Here is a 22217-nt window from a genome sequence, read left to right as displayed (position 1 = left end):
TGCCGTGCCGGACGCCGCGAGCCGGTGAACCTTTCCGGTCGCAGCACTAGGCTCGGCAGCATGGTCAATCTGACACGCATCTACACCCGTACCGGCGACCAGGGCACGACCGCCCTCGGCGACATGAGCCGCACCGCCAAGACCGATCTGCGGATCTCGGCGTACGCCGACACCAACGAGGCCAATGCCGTCATCGGTACGGCGATCGCACTCGGGCAGCTGCCGGAGGAGGTCGTGAAGGTCCTCGTCCGTGTGCAGAACGACCTGTTCGACGTGGGTGCGGATCTGTCGACGCCGGTCGTCGAGGAACCGAAGTACCCCCCGCTGCGGGTCGAGCAGCACTACGTCGACCGGCTGGAGGCGGACTGCGACCACTTCCTGGAGCAGTTGGAGAAGCTGCGGTCCTTCATCCTGCCGGGCGGTACGCCGGGGGCGGCGCTGCTGCACCAGGCGTGCACGGTGGTCCGGCGGGCCGAGCGGTCCACCTGGGCGGCGCTGGAGGTGCACGGCGAGGTGATGAACGCGCTGACCGCGACGTACCTCAACCGCCTCTCCGACCTTCTGTTCATCCTCGCGAGGACGGCGAACAAGGAAGTCGGCGACGTGCTGTGGGTACCGGGCGGGGAGCGGTAGACCGGGGTTGGTCCCGTCCGGCGTTCGAGGACGACGTCGGCCGGACGGGACCCGTGGCTACCGCTCCGCCTTCGCCCGCTTCGGGAACACCGTGTAGCTCGCGGCGATGATCAGGTTGATCCCGATCACGAAGAGCATCGTCTGCTGCCACGACCGCAGCGACCCCACGTCCCCGTCCCCGCCCACGTACAGGATCGCCCCTTCCAGCAGCGCCAGCGCGGTCACCGACGCGACCACCCATCGCGCCGCCACCCGCCACTCGTGGACCGCTCTCGGCATCCCGTACTTCGGCGGTTTCACCGGCGGCGGGCCACCTGCGAACCGGTGGGCGACGCGCGCGTCGACCCAGGTGATGGTCGAGTGCCCGAGTCCTACGGTGAAGCCGATGTACACCGCGGCCAGTCCGTGCTTCCAGTCCGGCTCGGCGCCGTTCTTCAGGTCGATGGCCGCCACCACCAGCAGTACGAGCTCCAGCAGCGGCTCGCACAGCAGCAGTACGGCCCCGAGCCTCGGCTTCCTCGCCAGGTACCGCAGCGCGAGTCCCGCGGCCAGCAGCACCCAGAAGGCGATCTCGCAGAGCACGATCAGCGTGACGATCACGGCACTTCTCCTCCCGGTCCCCTTCATCCTGCCTGCTCCACCTGCGCACTTCGTCGTCGCCGGTGACGAACCGCGACTGCATCCTTCGATGTAGTCGCGTATCACCCCGGGTACGGAGGCCCGGGGCGCGACAGCCGTGTTGGATGGGGAGGTGCCCCTTCCTGCCCGCCCGCACCGCCACGACGTACTCATCGCGGTCATCGGGCTGTTCAGCGGTGCATGCCTGGCGGCCGTCGGTCTGGCCATGCAGACCGGCCGGCTCCTCGACTCCCTGTGGGCCACCCTGCCGCCGCTCGCGGTGATGTCGTCGCTGGAGCTGCTGCGCAGATCGGCGCCCCGAACGGCGCTGGTCATCGGCACGCTCGCACTGGCGGCCGATCAGTTCACGCCGGGGAACCTGGCGACCGTGCTGATGTTCACGGACCTCGTGTACGCGGCGGTGGTGTACGGGTCCCCGGCCGCCGCCCGGCGTATCCCGGTGACCACGTTCCTCATCACGGTCGCGGTCACGATCGGGTTCCTGGCCTGGTTCCGCAACCCCGAGGCGCTGCTCATCGGCATCGTCTCCGGCCTCGTCTCGTTCGGGCCCGCGATCACCGGGGTCAGCGTGAGGAACCACCGGGACGCCGCGGATACCGCACGACTGCGCGCCGAACAGACGGCGCTGCTGGCCGAGATGGACCGGGCGCAGGCGGTGACCGCCGAACGTGCCCGGATGGCCCGTGAACTGCACGACATGGTCGCCAACCATCTCTCCGCGATCGCCATCCACTCCACCGCGGCGCTCTCCATCGACGAGCCCTCGACCTCCCGGGACGCGCTCGGCGTCATCCGGCAGAACAGCGTCGAGGGACTGGCCGAGATGCAACGGCTGATCGGGCTGCTCCGTACCGGGAGCAAGAGGGCCGAACCGAGCGTCGCGCCGACCCTGGCCGCCCTGGACGCACTGATCGAGCAGACCCGTACGGTCGCCGCGTCGAGCGGACTGACCTGCACCCTTGAGGACACGCGCAGCGAGCAGGGAGCGCTGCCGACGCCGGTCGAGCTGGCCGCGTACCGGATCGTCCAGGAGTCCCTGACGAACGCGCTCAAGCATGCCGCGCCGGGCCCGGTGGGGGTGCGGCTCGGGCGGGCCGGACGGCTGCTGACGGTGGAGGTCACGAGCGTGCTCGGGGACCGCCCGGGGCCGCGCGCACCGGGGGCGGGGGCAGGCCTCGTCGGGATGCAGGAGCGGGTCGCGCTGCTGGGCGGCGAGATCGCGGCGGGACCCGTCACCACCGGGGACGGGCCGAAGATCTGGCGGGTGCGGGCCGAACTGCCCGTCGGGGAAAGGACGGTGAGGGGATGACGATCCGGGTACTGGTGGCGGAGGACCAGTCGGCCGTGCGGGCGGGGCTGGTACTGATTCTGCGCAGCGCGCCCGATGTCGAAGTGGTCGGGGAGGCACCGGACGGCGAGGCGGCGGTGCGGCTGGCCCGTGAACTGCGCCCGGATCTGGTGCTGATGGACGTGTCGATGCCCCGGCTGGACGGGGTGTCGGCGACGCGGCAGGTGGTGGCGGAGGGGCTGGCCGATGTGCTGGTGCTGACGACGTTCGATCTGGACGAGTACGTCTTCGGCGCTCTGCGTGCGGGCGCTGCGGGTTTTCTGCTGAAGAACACCGAGGCGCATGAACTGCTCCAGGCGGTACGTACGGTGGCGCGCGGCGAGGGCATGATCGCCCCGGCCGTGACGCGTCGTCTGATCGCGGAGTTCGCCGGGACCGCCCCGGCGCGAGCGGTCGGCGCACCCGATCCCGCGGTCCTCGACGCGCTGACGCGACGCGAGCGCGAGGTACTGGAATGTCTGGGCGAGGGGCTGTCGAACGCCGAGATCGCGGTGCGGCTCTCGATGGCGGAGGCGACGGTGAAGACGCACGTCAGCCGCTTGCTGGGGAAGCTGGATCTGCGCAGCCGGGTCCAGGCCGCGGTGCTGGCACAGGAGTTGGGCATCTGAGGCCGAACAGCGATCCATGGTCCAGACCTCTTGACGATTGGTCCAGACCTTCCTAATCTCACCGAGCACACTGCGATGAGCACGCCATGACAAGGCGGGCTCAGGGCGGCGCAGGGTTTGCAGTCCACGGACCACCCCCGTTTGTCCGGACCTCACCCGAGGAGCACCGTTGAGCACCGAAACCCCCCTACGCCGAACCGGATTCAGATTCGGTCCGGCCACCACCACCCGCACGAGAGTGATGGCAGGCCTCACCGCGCTGCTGCTCCCCCTCGCCGCGATGGTCGGACTGGCCGCCCCGGCCCAGGCCGCCACCTCCGCGACTGCCACGTACCTCAAGAAGTCCGACTGGGGCACCGGCTTCGAGGGGCAGTGGACGGTGAAGAACACCGGCACCACCGCGCTCAGTTCCTGGACCATCGAGTGGGACTTCCCGTCCGGCACGTCGGTCACATCCGCCTGGGACGCCACCGTCACCAACTCCGGAACCCACTGGACCGCCAAGAACGTCGGCTGGAACGGTTCGGTCGCCCCCGGAGCCAGCGTCAGCTTCGGCTTCAACGGCGCCGGTCCCGGCGCCCCCACCGGCTGCAAGCTGAACGGTGCCTCCTGCGACGGCGGCAGCGTCCCCGGCGACAACGCGCCCTCCGCTCCGGGCACCCCCACGGCGAGCTCGATCACCGACACCTCGGTGAAGCTGAGCTGGACCGCCGCCACCGACGACAACGGCATCAAGAACTACGACGTGCTGCGTGACGGCGCCGTGGTCGCCACGGTCACCGGCACGACGTACACCAACACCGGCCTCACCGCGGGCACCGACTACTCGTACACCGTCCGGGCCCGTGACACGGCCGACCAGACCGGTCCGGCCAGCGGTGCGGTCAAGGTCCACACCACCGGCGGCGGCACCCCCGACCCGGGCACCGGCGGCAAGGTCAACCTCGGTTACTTCACCGACTGGGGCGTCTACGGCCGGAACTACCACGTCAAGAACCTGGACACGTCCGGTTCCGCGGCGAAGATCACGCACATCAACTACGCCTTCGGCAACGTGACGGGCGGCAAGTGCGCGATCGGCGACGCCTACGCCGACTACGACATGGCGTACACCGCCGACAAGTCCGTCGACGGAGTCGCCGACACCTGGGACCAGCCGCTGCGCGGCAGCTTCAACCAGCTGCGCAAGCTCAAGGCGAAGTACCCGAACATCAAGGTCCTGTGGTCCTTCGGCGGCTGGACCTGGTCCGGCGGCTTCGGCGAGGCGGCGAAGAACCCGGCCGCGTTCGCCCAGTCCTGCTACGACCTGGTGGAGGACCCCCGTTGGGCCGATGTCTTCGACGGCATCGACATCGACTGGGAGTACCCCAACGCCTGCGGTCTGACCTGTGACACCAGCGGTCCTGCCGCGCTGAAGAACATCACCACCGCACTGCGCTCGAAGTTCGGCAGCAACAACCTGGTGACGGCCGCCATCACCGCCGACGGCTCCAGCGGCGGCAAGATCGACGCCGCCGACTACGCCGGCGCCGCCACGTCCCTGAACTGGTACAACGTGATGACGTACGACTTCTTCGGCGCATGGGCGGACAAGGGTCCGACGGCCCCGCACTCCCCGCTCACGTCGTACAGCGGCATCCCGCAGGCCGGCTTCAACGCGTCCGACGCGATCGCCAAACTGAAGGCCCAGGGCGTCCCCGCCTCGAAGCTGCTGCTCGGCATCGGCTTCTACGGCCGCGGCTGGACCGGCGTCACCCAGGACGCGCCCGGCGGCACCGCCACCGGTGCGGCCACCGGTACGTACGAGGCGGGCATCGAGGACTACAAGGTCCTCAAGACCAGCTGCCCCGCCACCGGCACGATCGCCGGCACGGCGTACGCGCACTGCGGCACCAACTGGTGGAGCTACGACACCCCGGCCACCATCGCGTCCAAGATGACCTGGGCGAAGAGCCAGGGCCTGGGAGGCGCGTTCTTCTGGGAGTTCAGCGGCGACACCAGCAACGGTGAGCTCGTGACCGCGATCAACAACGGTCTGAAGTAACCCCCACGGTCCCCTTCGGGATCGGCGCACGACCCCGGAAAGCAGCCGGGGAGACAGGTCCGCCCCCTGTCTCCCCGGTTTTCGCCGTGCTGTGGTGCTCCCCGTATGGGTGTGGTGTCGGTGCCGCGTGTGCCGTCACGGGCCTCAGCCGACGCTCACCCTGCCCCGGACATCGTCCGGGAGGACCGGGCCCCTCTTCGAGCAAGGCCCTTCTCAGGCAACATTGACCCGCTGGCCGGGCGGAGCCGCCTCCAGCCAGGCGAGGAAGCCGGTCAGGGCGTCCTCGCTCATCGCCAGCTCCAGGCGCGTCTCCCGGTGGAGACAGCCGAGCACGACGGCGTCGGAGAGCAGCGCGAGCTCCTCCTCGCCCTCGGGCAGCCGCCGGTCGAGCACCTCGATCGCGGAACGCTCAAGGACCCGGCGGGGCCGGGGAGCGTACGAGAAGACACGGAACCAGTCGATACGGTCGCCGCTGTAGCGCGCGACGCCGTACACCCAGCCCTTGCCCGAGAGATCGGGCTCGGCCGACACGTTCCACCGCACGCTGCAGTCGAAGGTCCCGCCGGAGCGCTGGATCAGCCGCCGGCGCAGACCGAAGACGAAGAGACCCACCGCAACCAGTACGACGACCAGGCCGCACACCCACAAAGCGAGGACCATCTCCACCGACCTCCTCGCATCGTCGAGTAACGGATACCACCCGGACTGCACCTGCAACTGCACCTGCATCGCCTCAGCCGCGGCACGGTCTGGAGAGTTCCAGCTCGGGCCGCGGCTGAGGGTAAAGACATTCGGCGGGGTGCCTAACGCACCGCCACCGCGCGAATTCGAACATCGGCGCGACGCTCGGCGGCGCCGTCCGCGTCCGACTTCGCACGCTCGAGCGCACGCTCGGCGCGCTCGACATCGATCTCGTCCGCCAGCTCGGCGATCTCCGCCAGCAGCGAAAGCTTGTCGTCCGCGAACGAGAGGAAACCGCCGTGCACAGCCGCGACTACGGTTGCGCCCTCGCTCGTACGGATCGTCACCGGGCCCGACTCCAGCACACCGAGAAGCGGCTGGTGACCGGGCATGACGCCGATGTCGCCGGACGTGGTACGCGCGACGACCAGGGTGGCCTCGCCGGACCAGACACTGCGGTCCGCGGCGACCAGCTCGACGTGCAGCTCAGCAGCCAAGAGTGGCTCCTCGGGTCACCACCCGGCCGTTGGAGCCGGGTGTTGGGTCAATTCTACGGGGCGTGGTGAGGGGGACGGGACGCACCCGCCCCCCTCGGTGAGCCATGGGCTCAGGAGACGCCGAGCTCCTTGGCGTTGGCCTTGAGGTCCTCAATGCCACCGCACATGAAGAACGCCTGCTCCGGGAAGTGGTCGTACTCACCGTCGGCGATCGCGTTGAACGCGGCGATCGACTCGTCGAGCGGAACGTCCGAACCGTCCACGCCGGTGAACTGCTTGGCGACGTGGGTGTTCTGGGAGAGGAAGCGCTCGATACGACGGGCACGGTGGACAACGAGCTTGTCCTCCTCGCCCAGCTCGTCGATACCGAGAATCGCGATGATGTCCTGGAGGTCCTTGTACTTCTGCAGGATCCCCTTGACGCGCATGGCGGCGTCGTAGTGGTCCTGCGCGATGTAGCGCGGGTCCAGGATCCGGGACGTGGAGTCCAGCGGGTCCACGGCCGGGTAGATGCCCTTCTCGGAGATCGGACGGGAGAGAACCGTCGTCGCGTCGAGGTGGGCGAAGGTGGTGGCCGGGGCCGGGTCGGTCAGGTCGTCCGCGGGGACGTAGATCGCCTGCATCGAGGTGATCGAGTGACCGCGCGTCGACGTGATGCGCTCCTGCAGCAGACCCATCTCGTCGGCCAGGTTCGGCTGGTAACCCACCGCGGACGGCATACGGCCGAGCAGGGTGGACACCTCGGAGCCGGCCTGGGTGTACCGGAAGATGTTGTCGATGAAGAAGAGCACGTCCTGCTTCTGCACATCGCGGAAGTACTCCGCCATGGTCAGACCGGCAAGCGCGACACGGAGACGGGTGCCCGGGGGCTCGTCCATCTGACCGAAGACAAGCGCTGTCTTGTCGATGACGCCCGAGTCGGCCATTTCCTCGATGAGGTCGTTGCCCTCACGGGTGCGCTCGCCGACACCGGCGAACACCGACACACCGTCGTGGTTGTTGGCCACGCGGTAGATCATTTCCTGGATCAGAACGGTCTTGCCGACACCGGCACCACCGAACAGACCGATCTTTCCACCCTTGACGTACGGGGTGAGAAGGTCGATGACCTTGACGCCGGTCTCGAACATCTCGGTCTTCGACTCGAGCTGGTCGAAGTTGGGCGCCTTGCGGTGGATCGGCCAGCGCTCGGTGACCTCGGCCTCGGCCTCGGGCTTGTTCAGGATCTCACCGAGGGTGTTGAACACCTTGCCCTTGGTGATCTCGCCGACCGGCACCGTGATGCCGGTACCCGTGTCGGTCACCGGGGCCTGGCGGACCAGACCGTCGGTGGGCTGCATCGAGATCGCACGGATGACGCCCTCGCCGAGGTGCTGGGCGACCTCGAGCGTCAGCTTCTTGAGCTTGCCGTTCTCGGCCGGGTCGGCCACCTGGACGGTCAGCGCGTTGTAGATGTCCGGCATTGCGTCGACGGGGAACTCCACGTCGACGACCGGGCCGATGACCCGGGCGACGCGGCCCGTGGCAACGGCCGTCTCAACTGTCGTCGTCATTACTTGTCACTCCCCGCGGTCGCGTCGGCCAGCGCACTGGCACCACCGACGATCTCGCTGATTTCCTGGGTGATTTCGGCCTGTCGGGCCGCGTTGGCAAGCCGGGAGAGGCTCTTGATGAGCTCACCGGCGTTGTCGGTGGCCGACTTCATCGCGCGGCGGCGGGCAGCGTGCTCGGAAGCAGCGGCCTGCAGCAGTGCGTTGTAGATCCGGCTCTCGACGTACCGCGGGAGCAGGGCGTCGAGGACGTCCTCCGCCGACGGCTCGAAGTCGAACAGCGGCAGGAGCTCGCCCTTGCCGTCCTCGTCCTTCGCGGTGTCGAGGCTGAGCGGCAGCATCCGGTTCTCCACCGGGTTCTGCGTCATCATCGAGACGAACTCGGTGAAGACGATGTGCAGCTCGTCCACGCCGCCCTCGGCGGTCTCCTGGGTGACCGCTTCGATCAGCGGGGCCGCAGCCCGCTTCGCATCCGCGTACGTCGGGCTGTCGGTGAAGCCGGTCCACGACTCCGCGATCTTGCGCTCACGGAAGCCGTAGTAGGCGACACCCTTGCGGCCGATCACATACGTGACGACCTCCTTGCCCTCACCCCGCAGGCGCTCGGTCAGTCGCTCCGCCGCCTTGATGGCGTTGGAGGAGTAACCGCCGGCCAGACCGCGGTCGCTCGTGATGAGCAGGACCGCGGCCCGGGCCGGTGCGTCGGCCTCGGTGGTCAGCGGGTGCTTGGTGGTGGAGCCGGTCGCCACCGCGGTCACCGCACGGGTGAGCTCGGTCGCGTACGGCGTCGACGCCGCCACCTGGCGCTGCGCCTTGACGATGCGCGAAGCGGCGATCATCTCCATCGCCTTGGTGATCTTCTTCGTGGCGGTGACGGAGCGAATGCGGCGCTTGTAAACGCGAAGCTGAGCGCCCATCGATCAGCCCTCGCCCAGAAGCTTGCCGTCCGAGGTCTCGAACTGCTGCTTGAAGGCGGCCACCGCGTCGGCGACCGACTGCAGCGTGTCGTCGGACATCTTGGCGCCCTCGGCAATGCTGGTCAGGAGGTCCTTGCGCTCACGGCGCAGGTACTCCAGCAGCTCGCTCTCGAAGCGACGGATGTCCTCGACCGGGACGTCGTCCATCTTGCCGGTGGTGCCGGCCCAGATGGAGACGACCTGCTCCTCGACCGGGAACGGGGAGTACTGCGGCTGCTTCAGCAGCTCGACCATGCGCTTACCGCGCTCCAGCGACGCCTTCGAGGCCGCGTCCAGGTCGGAACCGAAGGCGGCGAACGCCTCCAGCTCGCGGTACTGGGCGAGGTCGACACGGAGACGGCCGGAGACCTGGCGCATCGCCTTGTGCTGGGCGGAGCCACCGACGCGGGAGACCGAGATACCGACGTTCAGGGCCGGACGCTGACCGGCGTTGAACAGGTCGGACTCCAGGAAGCACTGGCCGTCGGTGATGGAGATGACGTTGGTCGGGATGAACGCCGACACGTCGTTCGCCTTGGTCTCGACGATCGGGAGGCCCGTCATCGAACCGGCGCCCATCTCGTCGGAGAGCTTGGCGCAGCGCTCCAGCAGACGCGAGTGGAGGTAGAAGACGTCGCCCGGGTAGGCCTCGCGGCCCGGCGGACGGCGCAGCAGAAGCGACACGGCGCGGTAGGCGTCGGCCTGCTTCGAGAGGTCGTCGAAGATGATCAGGACGTGCTTGCCCTGGTACATCCAGTGCTGACCGATGGCCGAACCGGTGTACGGCGCAAGGTACTTGAAGCCGGCCGGGTCGGACGCCGGGGCGGCGACGATGGTCGTGTACTCGAGCGCGCCGGCCTCTTCCAGGGCACCGCGCACGGAGGCGATGGTGGAGCCCTTCTGGCCGATGGCGACGTAGATGCAGCGCACCTGCTTGTTCACGTCGCCCGAGCGCCAGTTGTCGCGCTGGTTGATGATCGTGTCGACGGCCAGAGCGGTCTTACCGGTCTGACGGTCACCAATGATCAGCTGCCGCTGGCCGCGGCCGATCGGCACCATGGCGTCGACGGCCTTGTAGCCGGTCTGCATCGGCTCGTGCACCGACTTACGGACCATGACGCCAGGGGCCTGCAGCTCGAGGGCGCGGCGGCTGTCGGTCGCGATCTCGCCGAGACCGTCGATCGGGTTGCCGAGCGGGTCGACGACGCGGCCGAGGTAACCCTCGCCGACGCCGACGGAGAGCACCTCACCGGTGCGCTGCACCGGCTGGCCCTCCTCGATTCCGCTGAACTCGCCGAGAACGATCGCACCGATCTCGCGCTCCTCGAGGTTGAGGGCGAGACCGAGGGTTCCGTCCTCGAACTTCAGCAGCTCGTTCGCCATGGCCGAGGGAAGACCCTCGACCTTCGCGATGCCGTCGCCGGCAACGCTGACCGTACCGACCTCCTCGCGCGAGGCCGCGTCCGGCTTGTACGACTGGACAAAGTTCTCCAGCGCGTCCCGGATCTCCTCCGGCCGGATCGTGAGCTCCGCCATCTGGGTTCCCTGCTCTCCTTGTTGGGCCCGAAGTTTCTTAAGGGGGTCTGGGGGCCGACCCCCAGGAATCTTCTGCAATTTCTGCACGGCCCAACCGGGCCGCTGGTCTTGCTTGTTCTGTTGCTGCGCTGTGTCAGCCGGCCATGCGGCGGGACACCTCGTCGAGGCGCTCCGCGACGCTGCCGTTGATGATCTCGTCACCGACCCGCACCGCGATCCCGCCGAGGACCGCCGGGTCCACATCGAGATTCAGGTGCATCGGCCGACCGTAGATCGTCGCCAGTGCGGCGCCGAGGCGCTGCTTCTGCTGATCGCTCAGCGGCACTGCCGACGTGACCACGGCGACCATGCGGTCCCGGCGCTCCGCGGCAAGCTTGGAGAGGGACTCGAGTCCCGCTTCCAGGCTACGTCCCCGGGGCTGGGTCACAAGCCGCACGACGAGGCGCTCGGTGGTGGGCCGTGCCTTGCCGCCGAGCAGGCTGCGCAGCAGCTCAGCCTTGGCAGCGGCGGACGCGGACCGGTTGGTGAGCGCGGCGCGCAGCTCCTTGTCGGAGGCGACGATCCGGGCGAACCGGAAGATCTCGTCCTCGACGTCGTCGAGGTCCCCGCTGCGCTGGGCGGCGGTGAGATCCGCGGTGCTCGCCAGTTCCTCGACCGAGTCGACCAGGTCACGCGACTGCGACCAGCGCGAGCGGACCATGCCGGAGATCAGGTCGACGGTCTCGCCGCCCACCTGACCGCGCAGCAGTCGTCCGGCCAGCTCCGCCTTGGCCTCGGCGCCCTGCGACGGGTCGACCAGGACCCGTCGCAGTGAGACCTCGCGGTGGAGCAGCGCCGTGACGGCGGCCAGCTCCTCGGCGAGCTTCGCCGCGTCCACCGACGTGTTGTCGGTCAGCGCGTCGAGACGCTCACGTGCGGCAGCCAGTGCCTCGCGGCTCGCGCCGTTCATCGGACAGCCTCGGCCTTCGCCTCGAGCTCGTCGAGGAAACGGTCGATGGTGCGGCTCTGCCGGGCGTGGTCCTCGAGGGACTCGCCGACGAGCTTGCCGGCCAGGTCGGTGGCGAGCTTGCCCACGTCCTGGCGCAGCGCGGAAGCCGCGGCCTTGCGGTCGGCCTCGATCTGGGCATGGCCGGCGGCGATGATCTCCTCGCGCTGCCGCTGGCCTTCCGCCCGCATCTCCTGCAGGATCACGGTGCCCTGCTCCTGAGCCTCCTGGCGCAGGCGCGCGGCCTCGTGGCGGGCCTCGGCGAGCTGAGCCTTGTACTGCTCAAGAACGCTCTGGGCCTCGGTCTGGGCCGCATCGGCCTTCTCGATACCGCCTTCGATGGCCTCACGGCGCTCTTCCAGAACCTTGTTGATGTTCGGGAGGAGCTTCTTGGCGAGGAAGCCGAAGACGATGACGAAGGCGATCAGACCGATGACGAGCTCAGGGAGCGGCGGAACGAGCGGATTCTCGGGCTTTTCGGCCGCCAGCTGAACCAGGGGGTTCACATCAGTGCCTTTCGTCGGAACGGACTAGTCGCAGTTCGTCAGCTGTAGACGAACGGCATGACCAGACCGATCAGGGCGAGCGCCTCACAGAAGGCGAAGCCGAGAATCTGGTTGGCGCGGATCAGGCCGGCAGCCTCGGGCTGACGAGCGAGAGCCTGCGTGCCGTTACCGAAGATGATGCCGACGCCGACGCCGGGACCGATGGCGGCCAGGCCGTATCCGACGGAGCTGAGGGAACCGGTGACGGCGGCAAGGGTCTGGGACATGCCAGTTCTTCCTTCTCTTTCACGGACCGGTGGGGGTTGGCCACCGGACGACTGGGGGGAGGGGAGGCGCGATCAGTGGTGCTCGGCGACAGCGCCCTGAATGAAGCTGCACGCCAGGAGCACGAAGACGTACGCCTGAACAGCCTGGATGAACAGCTCGAAGAGGGTCATCACGATGACCATCACGAAGGAGACACCCGCGTAGGCGATACCGATGCCGTTCAGCAGGTACCAGCTGGCGATGGTGAAGAGGAGCAGCAGCGTGTGACCGGCGAACATGTTCGCGAAGAGTCGGACCGCGTGCGTGAAGGGCCGGACGAGGACGTTCGAGAAGAACTCGATGACCATGACCAGCGGCAGCACCGGGCCGAGCGACTTGTCGTAGCCCGTCAGGTTCTTGAAGCCGCCGACGAAACCGTGGCGCTTGAAGGTGATGCTCATCCAGAGGACGTAGACGATCGCCGCCAGGCCCGCCGGGTACGCGATGATCGACGTCACCGGGAACTGGGCGAGCGGGATGATCGACCAGAGGTTCATCATCCAGACGAAGAAGAAGATCGACACCATCAGCGGGACGTACTTCTCGCCCTCGCGCTTGCCGAGCGTCTCGTAGACGATGCCGCGGCGGACGAAGTCGTAACCGGCCTCGGCGACCATCTGCAGCTTGCCCGGGACGACCTTCGGCTTGCGGAAGGCGGCCCAGAAGAAGCCGACGATGATGACCGTACCGAGGAGCGCCAGCAGCATCGTCTTGTTGAAGTAGACGTTGCTGTCCGCGTCACCGAAGATCGGCTCGAACAGGAAAGAGTGCAAGCCGGGACCCGGGAAACCACAACCGGAGAAGATGTGGCAATCGGTCTCGAAGGCGAGCACCTGTGTCGGGTCAGCACTCACCGCGGGCTCCTTCAGCGTGGCGCATAGGTACGGCAACCTCGTTGTGTCGGCGCGGCGCGCAGCCGCGGTTCGGCACTGGACTGGTGTTACGGATGTGTGAGCGGCAGTCAGGCATTGAGCCTCGCGATCGAGCAGGCGTCAGCTCACATGCCCGCGCCCGCAGTGCCGCAGTTGGAACCGGACGATAGCAGGGTCTCGAACCTGCACTTATTCCGCCCCTACCCTTCACGCCTTCGGGCCCGTGTTCGTGGGCTTGTCGCCCTGGTCGGACTCGGGCTCGACGTAAAGGATCTTGGCCTTCATATGCGCACGCGCCTGCGCGCCGATCCACACGAGAGTCAGCGCGACCAGAGTGATCGCGAAAGCTTTCGGGTTGAACATCGTCGTGTTCTTGAATGCGGCGACAAAGATGAACAGCAGGAGAAGCTGAGCCGTATACAGCATCAGCCCCATCGCCTGGAACAGGTGAGGCAGGGACCTGGCGGTCCGTTGCAGAACCACGAGGCCGATCCCCATGAAGAGGACCACCACGACGGTCGCAACGAGCGCCCCGAGGGCTCCCTTGCCACCGGCGACGCCAGCGCTGACGGCAACGGCAACAGCGCCGGCGACAGCGGTGGGTACGGCGGCTTGAAGGAGAGTCCGGACGTCGTTGGACGGCATGGCGGCAGCTCCGCTTGCAGGGGATGGGCAGTGTGTCGTCATGGACGAGCGTAGGCCCGGTCCGAGTCGATGCCTCGGGCCAATGGACCGACTCACTAGGGTCCTTCGGCTGTGTCACCGGGCTTAGTGAACGGTATCACAAACTATTTGATGAGGTCTTTACCAAGAAAGTGTGCTTGCTGTCACACGTGAGAGCTAATCCGCGCGTGTGAGCAAGGCAACTCACTTCCCTGTCCGGTATTGCCCCTCGGTGTCCGAATCGTCAGCGGGCGGAATCAGCCTTACGACTGTCCGAGGAACGCGAACGGGGTCCGATCGCGGTCGCTCCGTTGACGCCGGAGACACCGACGACGACGCGTGCCGGCTCCCGCGGCTCGTGCTCGTCCAGCTGCCCCATCTGCGGTTCCTGGGGCTCCCGCTCTGCCTCGTACGCGGCTGAGGACCTCTTGCCCCGCCGGTCCCAGCGGCGGTAGCGGGGCGGCACGAAGCGCTCCGCCCAGCGCGGGGCGCGCGGTGTGAAGCGGGGCATCAGCAGCAGGACCAGTCCCACCGCGCTCAGCCCCATGACCACCAGCACGATCCACAGCGACGCCGAGTGCACCGAGTAGCCGACCGCACCGAAGGCGATCAGGGCCGACCAGAAATACATGATCAGCACGGCCCTGCTGTGAGAATGGCCGATCTCCAGCAGCCGGTGGTGCAGATGGCCGCGGTCCGCGGCGAACGGCGACTGGCCCTTCCAGGTGCGCCGGACGATGGCCAGCACCAGGTCCGCGGCCGGGATCGCGATGATCGTCAGCGGCAGCAGCAGCGGAATGAAGACCGGCAGCATCGCGTGCGTGGCCTCTCGCTCACTGCCCGCGAAGAGCTTCATCGCGTCCGGGTCGACCTGGCCCGTGACGGAAATCGCACCGGCGGCCAGCACGAGACCGATCAGCATCGAGCCGGAGTCACCCATGAAGATCCGGGCGGGATGCATGTTGTGCGGCAGGAAGCCGAGGCACATGCCCATCAGGATCGCCGTGAAGAGCGTCGCGGGGGCGGCCGCCTCGATCATGTGCCCGTACCAGAGCCGGTACGTGTAGAGGAAGAACGCGGCGGAGGCGATGCACACCATGCCGGCCGCCAGACCGTCCAGGCCGTCGACGAAGTTCACCGCGTTGATCGTGATGACGACCAGCGCGACGGTGAGCAGCGTCCCTTGCCACTGGGTGAGCGCGACCGTGCCGATACCGGGGATCGGCAGCCACAGGATCGTCAGACCCTGGATGACCATGACCGCGGCGGCGATCATCTGCCCGCCGAGCTTGATCAGCGCATCGATCTCGAACTTGTCGTCGAGGACGCCGATCAGCCAGATCAGCGCGGCACCGGAGAGCAGTGCCCGCGGTTCGCTGGAGAGCTGGAACACACTGTCCAGGTTGTACAGATGGGCCGCGACGATCAGGCCGGCGCACAGCCCGCCGAACATGGCGATGCCACCGAGCCTCGGTGTCGGTTCTCGGTGGACGTCACGCGCACGGATCGCGGGCATCGCCCCGACCGCGATGGCGAACTTTCGCACCGGGCCGGTGAGCAGATAGGTCACCGCGGCCGTGACACAGAGTGTCAGCAAGTAATCACGCACGGGCTGCCCCACAGATATCGCCGGCCATCTCAGCCCACACCTTAACTACGTCGGCCCCATGGTTGAGGACACGGAAGTACGGGTGATGGTTGCATGGACCGCGTCTACCCCGGATAGGGAGGATATTTCCCGGCCAGTTCCCTCACCTCGGCGCGGACGTCGCCTTCCGCACGTACCGCGGCCCCGAAGAGCACCGCGAGCCGCGCCATGTCGGTGTCGTTCATGCCCTGGGTGGTGACCGCGGCCGTGCCGAGCCGGATGCCCCGGGCGTCCCCGTAGGGCAGCGCGCAGGTGTCCAGGACCATGCCCGCCGCCGCGAGCCGTTCGCGGGCTGTGCGGCCGTCGACGCCCAGGGGCGCCGGGTCCGCGACGATCAGATGGGTGTCCGTGCCGCCGGTGGTCACCTCGAACCCCTCGGCCTCCAGGCCGGCCGCCAGCACCCGGGCGTGTGTCACCACCTGATGGGCGTACGTGGTGAACGCCGGAGTCGCCGCCTCGCCGAACGCGACCGCCTTCGCCGCGACCGTGTGCATCTGCGCGCCGCCCTGGGTGAACGGGAAGACCGCCCGGTCGATCCGCTCGGCCAGCTCCGCCCCGCACAGGATCATGCCGCCGCGCGGCCCGCGCAGCACCTTGTGCGTGGTGGCGCACACCACGTCGGCGTACGGCACGGGATTGGGCGCCGCTCCCCCGGCGATCAGGCCCATCGGGTGCGCGGCGTCGGCGATCAGATACGCGCCGACCTCGTCGGCGATCTCGCGGAACGCCTCGTAGTCGGGATGGCGGGGGTACGAGATCGAACCGCTGACGATCGCCTTGGGCCGGTGCGCCCGGGCCAGGGTGCGCACCTGCTCGTAGTCGATCAGGCCGCTCTCCGAGTCGACCCCGTACCCGACGAACTCGAACCATCGGCCGGAGAAGTTGGCGGGCGAGCCATGGGTGAGATGTCCGCCGTACGGGAGTCCCATCGCGAGGACCGTGTCACCGGGGCGCAGCAGGGCCGCATACGCCGCCAGGACGGCCGAGGAGCCGGAGTGCGACTGAACGTTCGCGTGCTCGGCTCCGAAGAGCGTGGTGGCCCGCTGGACGGCGATGAGTTCGGCGGCGTCGGCCAGCTCGCAGCCGCCGTGATGGCGGGCGCCGGGGTAGCCCTCGGCGTACTTGTTGGCGAGCGGCGAGCCGAGGGCGGCGAGGACCGCGGGCGAGGTGAAGTTCTCGGCGGCGATCAGCTGCAGCGTGCTCGACTGCCGGTGCAGCTCCCCCAGCAGCACGTCGGCGATTTCCGGGTCTCCCCGGAGCAGGGCGCCGAAGTCCTGCGGCAGGGCGGTGACGGGGGCGGAGGACGGTGCGGCGGGAGTGGTGACCGACATCTGACGGCTCCGGGCCTGGGGAGGGTTGGCGTCGGATCCAATGTAGGCCGGTACGGGTGCGCCCGCCCACTGCCCGGGCGCGTCAGTGCGGGGCCGGTACGCCCGTCAGCGCGGTGACCACCGGGTCGAGCGCCTGGTTGATCTCGTCGCCGATGGAACGGAAGAACGTGATCGGGGCACCGTACGGGTCGTAGACCTCGTCCGCCTCGGCAGTGGGAGCCAGCAGCCAGCCGCGCAGCGCGGCGGCCGCACGGACCAGCGCACGGGCGCGTTCGACGACGCCCTCGTCGCGCGCGTCGGGCAGCGTCGCGGGGTCTATGGCCCGGACCAGCCGGGTGAATTCCTTGAGCGTGAACGTCCTCAGGCCGGCCGAGTGACCCATCGAGATCACCTGGGCGCGGTGGTCCCTGGTGGCGGTCAGGACGAGGTCGGCGCGGATCACGTGCTCGTCGAGGAGCTCGCGGCCGACGAAGCCGGTGGCATCGGCGCCGAAGTCGGCGAGGACGATCTCGGCGTTGGCCTCCATGGGGGCACCTTCGTGCCCCCAGGTGCCCGCGCTCTCCACGATCAGGCCGCCGCTGAGCGGGTCGCCGAGCCGGTCCACCAGGGCATGGCGGGTCAGCCGCTCGGTGATCGGCGAGCGGCAGACGTTGCCGGTGCTGACGTGGAGGATGCGGAAAGTGTCGGTCCGCCCCGCTATGCCACGCCCCTCAGGGGCGGTCAACTGGCCACCTCGAGGTCTGGTACCACCTTGCGGAGTTCCTCCACGGAGAGGGCTCCGGCCCGCAGCAGGACCGGGACCTTGCCGGTGACGTCGACGATGGAGGACGGCACGATGCCGGGCGTCGGGCCGCCGTCGAGGTAGACGGAGACGGAGTCGCCGAGCATCTCCTGGGCGGCGTCGCAGTCCTCGGGAGCCGGGTGTCCGGTGAGGTTGGCGCTGGAGACGGCCATCGGGCCGACCTCGGTGAGCAGTTCGATGGCGACCGGGTGCAGCGGCATCCGGATGGCGACGGTGCCGCGGGTGTCGCCGAGGTCCCACTGGAGCGAGGGCTGGTGCTTGGCGACGAGCGTGAGGGCTCCCGGCCAGAAGGCGTCGACGAGCTCCCAGGCCTGCTCGGAGAAGTCCGTGACGAGGCCGTGCAGGGTGTTCGGGGAGCCGATCAGGACAGGGGTCGGCATGTTGCGTCCGCGGCCCTTGGCGTCGAGCAGGTCGGCGACGCCCTCGGTACTGAAGGCGTCGGCACCGATCCCGTACACGGTGTCGGTGGGCAGCACGACCAGTTCTCCGCGGCGGACGGCGGACGCGGCTTCACGCAGACCCGTCGTACGGTCGGTCGCGTCGTTGCAGTCGTATCGCCGTGCCATCAGCCGGCCTCCTCAAGCATGTACGGGTATGACGGGTACGGGTCGTGCGGGTACGGGGCGCCGGTCACGGCATGGCCTTGCGGGCCGTCGCGAACCGGGGCCGTCTGTTCAGATCGGGGTGGTCGGCCGCGTCGGCCCAGCCCCGCTCCTCGGTGAAGATCCACGGCACCTGGCCGCCCTGGGTGTCGGCGTGCTCGATGACGACGAGGCCACCGGGGCGCAGCAGGCGGTGCGCGGTGCGTTCGATGCCGCGGATGGTGTCGAGGCCGTCCTCGCCGGAGAAGAGCGCCATCTCCGGATCGTGGTCACGGGCCTCGGGTGCCACGTACTCCCACTCGGTGAGCGGGATGTACGGCGGGTTGGAGATGACCAGGTCGACCTGGCCGTCGAGCTCGGGAAGGGCCGTCAGAGCGTCTCCGCGGTGCACGGTGACCCGTGACCCCTCGGCGTTCTTCCGCGTCCATCTGAGGGCGTCCTCGGACAGCTCCACGGCGTGCACGCGCGAGCGCGGCACCTCCTGGGCCATGGCGAGGGCGATGGCGCCCGATCCCGCGCACAGGTCGACGATCAGCGGCTCGACGACATCCATCGCGCGAACGGCGTCTATCGCCCAGCCGACGACCGACTCGGTCTCCGGGCGGGGCACGAAGACACCGGGGCCGACCTGGAGCTCCAGGTAGCGGAAGAAGGCGCGGCCGGTGATGTGCTGGAGCGGTTCACGGGCCTCGCGGCGGGCGACGGCCTCCCAGTACCGGGCGTCGAAGTCCTCGTCCGGCACCTGGTGCAGCTCGCCCCGCTTGACGCCGTGCACGAACGCGGCGAGTTCCTCCGCGTCGAATCGCGGCGAGGGTACACCGGCGTCGGCCAGCCGCTGGGTGGCCTGGGCCACCTCGGCGAGCAGCAGGTTCATCGCGGTTCTCCGTACGGGTTTACGGGCGGGGCTGGCGTTCTTATGCGGCGGCGAGCTTGGCGGCGGAGTCGGCGTCGACACAGGCCTGGATCACGGCGTCCAGCTCCCCGTCGAGCACCTGGTCCAAGTTGTACGCCTTGAAGCCGACGCGGTGGTCCGAGATCCGGTTTTCCGGGAAGTTGTACGTACGGATCTTCTCGGAACGGTCGACGGTACGCACCTGGCTCCGCCGGACGTCCGAGGCTTCCTGCTCGGCCGCTTCCTGGGCCGCGGCAAGCAGTCGCGAACGCAGGATACGCATCGCCTGCTCCTTGTTCTGGAGCTGGCTCTTCTCGTTCTGGCAGGAGGCGACGACACCGGTCGGCAGGTGCGTGATGCGGACGGCGGAGTCCGTGGTGTTGACGGACTGGCCGCCGGGGCCCGAGGAGCGGTAGACGTCGATACGGAGATCGTTGGCGTGGATCTCGACATCGACCTCCTCCGCCTCGGGCGTGACGAGCACACCGGCGGCGGAGGTGTGGATGCGGCCCTGCGACTCGGTGGACGGCACGCGCTGCACGCGGTGCACCCCGCCCTCGTACTTCAGCCGGGCCCACACGCCCTGGCCGGGCTCGATGGCACCGTTGCCGCCCTTGGTCTTCACGGCGACCTGGACGTCCTTGTAGCCGCCGAGCTCGGACTCGGTGGAGTCGATGATCTCGGTCTTCCAGCCGATGCGCTCGGCGTACCGCAGATACATGCGCAGCAGATCGCCGGCGAAGAGGGCGGACTCGTCGCCGCCCGCGCCCGCCTTGATCTCCAGGAGCACGTCCTTGTCGTCACTCGGGTCGCGGGGGACCAGGAGGAGGCGGAGCTTCTCGGTGAGTTCCTCGCGCTGCCTCTCCAGGTCCTTGACCTCGGCGGCGAACTCGGGGTCGTCCGCGGCGAGCTCGCGGGCGGTCTCGATGTCGTCACCGGTCTGCTTCCAGGAGCGGTACGCACCGACGATCGGGGTCAGCTCGGCGTAGCGCTTGTTGAGCTTGCGCGCGTTGGCCTGGTCGGCGTGGACCGCGGGATCCGCGAGCTTCTTCTCAAGATCGGCCTGTTCGCCGATCAGTTCCTCGACCGCCTCGAACATCGGGGGCTCCTGGGGGGTGGGGTATCCCCTGCTCATCAAGAGCTTGGGGAAGTTACTCGATATGCCTGCTGCACGGCGTCGTGCTGTCCGGGCGGGGTGCGGGGGACCCGTACACCCGGCCGGAAAAAAACGCCGGCCTTGGCGCCCCCGGAAGAGGGCGCCAAGAACCGGCGCATGAGCTCGCTACTTGCTGGCGGAGCCTGCAGCCTTGCCGAAGCGGGCCTCGAAGCGGGCCACACGGCCACCGGTGTCGAGGATCTTCTGCTTGCCCGTGTAGAACGGGTGGCACTCGGAGCAGACGTCGGCGCGGATGGTGCCGCCGTCGATGGTGCTCCGGGTGGTGAACGACGCGCCACAGGTGCAGCTGACCTGCGTCTCGACGTACTCGGGGTGGATGTCGCGCTTCAAGGGTGTCTCCTAGGTTCGGGAGGGCGCCGGGTCGCACGCGCGGATTTGCGCATCCGTGAACCGGGGCCGACGTACCAGTCTGCCAGGACCGGCCGTATCTCCCAAAACCGGGGGCGGGTCGCAACTATTCCCGACCGTTCGGGAACACATCGTGACTGTCCTGTTACTGATGTGACGGAGGTCTACTGGACGACCTTGCCGGCCTCGCCCTTGTCGCCCGCCGACTTCTCGGTGGCGGAGGCCGGGATCGGCCTGTCGTGCTTGAGGGCGGTCCACACCTGCTGCGCGGACTCCTCCAGCGGTATGACGCGGTTCGGGTCGGCCGGGTCGTACTGCACGGGCATCGTCACCATGGTGACGTTCTTCGAGCCGAGCCCCTTGAGACCGGTGGCGAAGCCGGTGAGCTTCTTGACCGAACCCAGGTCGGAGTCGGTGGTGACGGCCTTCGTCGCCGTGTCCGCGAGATCGAACAGGGTCTTGGGGTTCGAGAACACCCCGACGCTCTTCGCCTGTTCCATCAGCGCCTTGATGAACGCCTGCTGGAGCTGGATGCGGCCGAGGTCGCTGCCGTCGCCGACGCTCTTGCGGGTGCGGACCAGTCCGAGCGACTGCTCGCCGTCGAGGGTGTGGGTGCCGGGCTGCAGATGCAGATGGCTCTTGGAGTCGTCGATCGCCTGCGTGGTGGTGATCCTGACGCCGCCGAGCTGGTCGATGAGCTTCTTGAAACCGGTGAAGTCGACCTCGACGTAGTGGTCCATGCGGATGCCGGACATCGACTCGACGGTCTTGACCGCGCAGGCCGGGCCGCCGACCTCGTACGCCGTGTTGAACATCGCGCGCCGCTCGCCCGCGACCGTCTCACCGGTGGTGTCGCTCGTGCAGTCGGGGCGGGTGACGAGGGTGTCGCGCGGGATGGAGACGACGCTCGCGGTCTTGTGGCCCTTGTTGACGTGCACGACCATCGCGGTGTCCGAGCGGGCGGAACCCTCGTCCACGCCATAGGCGGAGTTCGCGCCGGAGCGGGAGTCGGAGCCGAGAACGAGGATGTCCTGCGAGCCGTTGTCGACGTCGACGGGGCGGTTCTTGCCGAGCGCGGCGTTGATGTCGACGGCCTTGAGATTGTCGTTGAGCTTGACGTACGCGTATCCCAGCCCGGCACCGCCGACGACGACCACACCGGCCGCGGTCCAGGCGGCCATGACCGTGGCCCTGCGGCGGCGGGACGGCTTCCTCCGGCGCTTGCCGGTGGCGCGTATCCGGGTGCTGCTGCCGCTCTGCCCGCTCATCCGTCTCCCTCGATCCTCGCTTGCTCCCGGCTACCCCCTGCTGTGGTGTTCGGGCACTGGTTGTGTCGCCTTGTCGCCACTTCGTACGACGTCGTGACTCGTTGAAGGGTTGCACAGCGACCCGTGATGCCCATGTGAGGACGGACCCCGCGCGCAGCCCCGGTGAACAGCCGGTGATCCCGCGCCCACCTGCGGTTTCTTGCCCCTTACAGCCAAATCGGGCGCGGGAGCGAACCGGTCGCCGGTGTGGCGAAGGTCTCGGATCGGGTGGTTCGAGGAAAAGACCGGAAAAAAGGGCCGACCCCGTCACCGAAGTGACGGGGTC

At 68.5% G+C, this 22217-nt stretch carries 23 protein-coding genes; 4 read left to right on the top strand and 19 right to left on the bottom strand.

What is annotated here, in order from left to right; all coding sequences use genetic code 11:
• The first annotated feature begins 60 nt into the window (after window positions 1–60).
• On the top strand, window positions 61–633 hold the full coding sequence (locus ACFU6I_RS24960; RefSeq protein ID WP_266981430.1) for a cob(I)yrinic acid a,c-diamide adenosyltransferase: 573 nt from the start codon (window positions 61–63) through the stop codon (window positions 631–633).
• 57 nt (window positions 634–690) lie between these two features.
• On the opposite strand, the gene ACFU6I_RS24955 is transcribed toward ACFU6I_RS24960, so the two are convergent.
• Window positions 691–1233 (bottom strand): hypothetical protein, encoded by a 543-nt coding sequence (locus tag ACFU6I_RS24955; protein WP_384370699.1) that lies wholly within the window; start codon window positions 1231–1233, stop codon window positions 691–693.
• A gap of 151 nt (window positions 1234–1384) precedes the next feature.
• Between ACFU6I_RS24955 and ACFU6I_RS24950 the strand changes: the two genes are divergently transcribed.
• From ACFU6I_RS24950 to ACFU6I_RS24940, 3 genes are all read left to right on the top strand, one after another.
• Window positions 1385–2581 carry a sensor histidine kinase gene (locus ACFU6I_RS24950; RefSeq protein ID WP_384370697.1) on the top strand — a complete coding sequence of 399 codons (1197 nt, stop codon included), beginning with the start codon at window positions 1385–1387 and terminating at the stop codon, window positions 2579–2581.
• Window positions 2578–3228, top strand: a complete 651-nt coding sequence (locus tag ACFU6I_RS24945; protein WP_384370695.1) for a response regulator — start codon at window positions 2578–2580, stop codon at window positions 3226–3228. Before ACFU6I_RS24950 ends, ACFU6I_RS24945 begins: the two co-directional genes overlap by 4 nt.
• A 169-nt stretch (window positions 3229–3397) precedes the next feature.
• A complete protein-coding gene (locus ACFU6I_RS24940; RefSeq protein ID WP_384370693.1) occupies window positions 3398–5272 on the top strand; it encodes a glycosyl hydrolase family 18 protein in 1875 nt (624 codons plus the stop codon).
• Window positions 5273–5485: 213 nt separating this feature from the next.
• On the opposite strand, the gene ACFU6I_RS24935 is transcribed toward ACFU6I_RS24940, so the two are convergent.
• The 18 genes from ACFU6I_RS24935 to ACFU6I_RS24850 all read right to left on the bottom strand — a co-directional run bounded on the left by ACFU6I_RS24935 (window position 5486) and on the right by ACFU6I_RS24850 (window position 21892).
• Window positions 5486–5932, bottom strand: coding sequence for a DUF2550 domain-containing protein (locus ACFU6I_RS24935; protein ID WP_345510299.1), 447 nt, complete (start codon window positions 5930–5932; stop codon window positions 5486–5488).
• A 143-nt stretch (window positions 5933–6075) separates the two neighbouring features.
• Window positions 6076–6450 carry a F0F1 ATP synthase subunit epsilon gene (locus ACFU6I_RS24930; RefSeq protein WP_366689516.1) on the bottom strand — a complete coding sequence of 125 codons (375 nt, stop codon included), beginning with the start codon at window positions 6448–6450 and terminating at the stop codon, window positions 6076–6078.
• Between the two features lie 110 nt (window positions 6451–6560).
• Window positions 6561–8003, bottom strand: coding sequence for a F0F1 ATP synthase subunit beta (atpD, locus tag ACFU6I_RS24925; protein WP_384370690.1), 1443 nt, complete (start codon window positions 8001–8003; stop codon window positions 6561–6563).
• Entirely contained in the window at window positions 8003–8917 is a 915-nt protein-coding gene (locus ACFU6I_RS24920) for a F0F1 ATP synthase subunit gamma (protein ID WP_384370688.1), read from the bottom strand. Before ACFU6I_RS24920 ends, atpD begins: the two co-directional genes overlap by 1 nt.
• Before the next feature lie 3 nt (window positions 8918–8920).
• Window positions 8921–10492, bottom strand: coding sequence for a F0F1 ATP synthase subunit alpha (atpA, locus tag ACFU6I_RS24915; protein ID WP_345510304.1), 1572 nt, complete (start codon window positions 10490–10492; stop codon window positions 8921–8923).
• Window positions 10493–10625: 133 nt separating this feature from the next.
• Entirely contained in the window at window positions 10626–11441 is an 816-nt protein-coding gene (locus ACFU6I_RS24910) for a F0F1 ATP synthase subunit delta (protein WP_384370686.1), read from the bottom strand.
• Window positions 11438–11983, bottom strand: a complete 546-nt coding sequence (locus ACFU6I_RS24905; protein ID WP_384042427.1) for a F0F1 ATP synthase subunit B — start codon at window positions 11981–11983, stop codon at window positions 11438–11440. The genes ACFU6I_RS24910 and ACFU6I_RS24905 overlap by 4 nt, the downstream gene beginning before the upstream one ends.
• Before the next feature lie 38 nt (window positions 11984–12021).
• Window positions 12022–12249, bottom strand: a complete 228-nt coding sequence (gene atpE, locus ACFU6I_RS24900) for an ATP synthase F0 subunit C (protein ID WP_030386954.1) — start codon at window positions 12247–12249, stop codon at window positions 12022–12024.
• Window positions 12250–12321: 72 nt separating this feature from the next.
• A complete protein-coding gene (atpB, locus tag ACFU6I_RS24895; protein WP_384370743.1) occupies window positions 12322–13158 on the bottom strand; it encodes a F0F1 ATP synthase subunit A in 837 nt (278 codons plus the stop codon).
• 210 nt (window positions 13159–13368) lie between these two features.
• Window positions 13369–13806 carry a hypothetical protein gene (locus ACFU6I_RS24890; RefSeq protein ID WP_384370684.1) on the bottom strand — a complete coding sequence of 146 codons (438 nt, stop codon included), beginning with the start codon at window positions 13804–13806 and terminating at the stop codon, window positions 13369–13371.
• A gap of 262 nt (window positions 13807–14068) precedes the next feature.
• The gene (locus tag ACFU6I_RS24885) at window positions 14069–15445 is read right to left on the bottom strand and encodes an MraY family glycosyltransferase (protein ID WP_384370682.1); all 1377 of its coding nucleotides are present in this window, start codon (window positions 15443–15445) and stop codon (window positions 14069–14071) included.
• Between the two features lie 92 nt (window positions 15446–15537).
• The gene (gene glyA, locus ACFU6I_RS24880) at window positions 15538–16803 is read right to left on the bottom strand and encodes a serine hydroxymethyltransferase (protein WP_384370680.1); all 1266 of its coding nucleotides are present in this window, start codon (window positions 16801–16803) and stop codon (window positions 15538–15540) included.
• Between the two features lie 82 nt (window positions 16804–16885).
• Window positions 16886–17527 (bottom strand): protein-tyrosine-phosphatase, encoded by a 642-nt coding sequence (locus ACFU6I_RS24875; protein WP_266981456.1) that lies wholly within the window; start codon window positions 17525–17527, stop codon window positions 16886–16888.
• Entirely contained in the window at window positions 17524–18171 is a 648-nt protein-coding gene (locus ACFU6I_RS24870; protein ID WP_384370678.1) for an L-threonylcarbamoyladenylate synthase, read from the bottom strand. Before ACFU6I_RS24870 ends, ACFU6I_RS24875 begins: the two co-directional genes overlap by 4 nt.
• A gap of 64 nt (window positions 18172–18235) precedes the next feature.
• Window positions 18236–19081 carry a peptide chain release factor N(5)-glutamine methyltransferase gene (gene prmC, locus ACFU6I_RS24865; protein ID WP_327244333.1) on the bottom strand — a complete coding sequence of 282 codons (846 nt, stop codon included), beginning with the start codon at window positions 19079–19081 and terminating at the stop codon, window positions 18236–18238.
• Between the two features lie 40 nt (window positions 19082–19121).
• A complete protein-coding gene (prfA, locus tag ACFU6I_RS24860; protein WP_384370676.1) occupies window positions 19122–20198 on the bottom strand; it encodes a peptide chain release factor 1 in 1077 nt (358 codons plus the stop codon).
• Window positions 20199–20381: 183 nt separating this feature from the next.
• Window positions 20382–20606, bottom strand: a complete 225-nt coding sequence (gene rpmE, locus ACFU6I_RS24855) for a 50S ribosomal protein L31 (RefSeq protein WP_019764351.1) — start codon at window positions 20604–20606, stop codon at window positions 20382–20384.
• A 182-nt stretch (window positions 20607–20788) separates the two neighbouring features.
• Complete coding sequence (locus ACFU6I_RS24850; RefSeq protein ID WP_384370674.1) at window positions 20789–21892, bottom strand: LCP family protein; 1104 nt, start codon at window positions 21890–21892, stop codon at window positions 20789–20791.
• Window positions 21893–22217: the final 325 nt, after the last annotated feature.

This window comes from Streptomyces sp. NPDC057486, from assembly GCF_042802415.1.
Classification (GTDB): Bacteria; Actinomycetota; Actinomycetes; order Streptomycetales; family Streptomycetaceae; genus Streptomyces; species Streptomyces yanii.
This window is presented reverse-complemented; position numbering and strand designations above follow the sequence as displayed.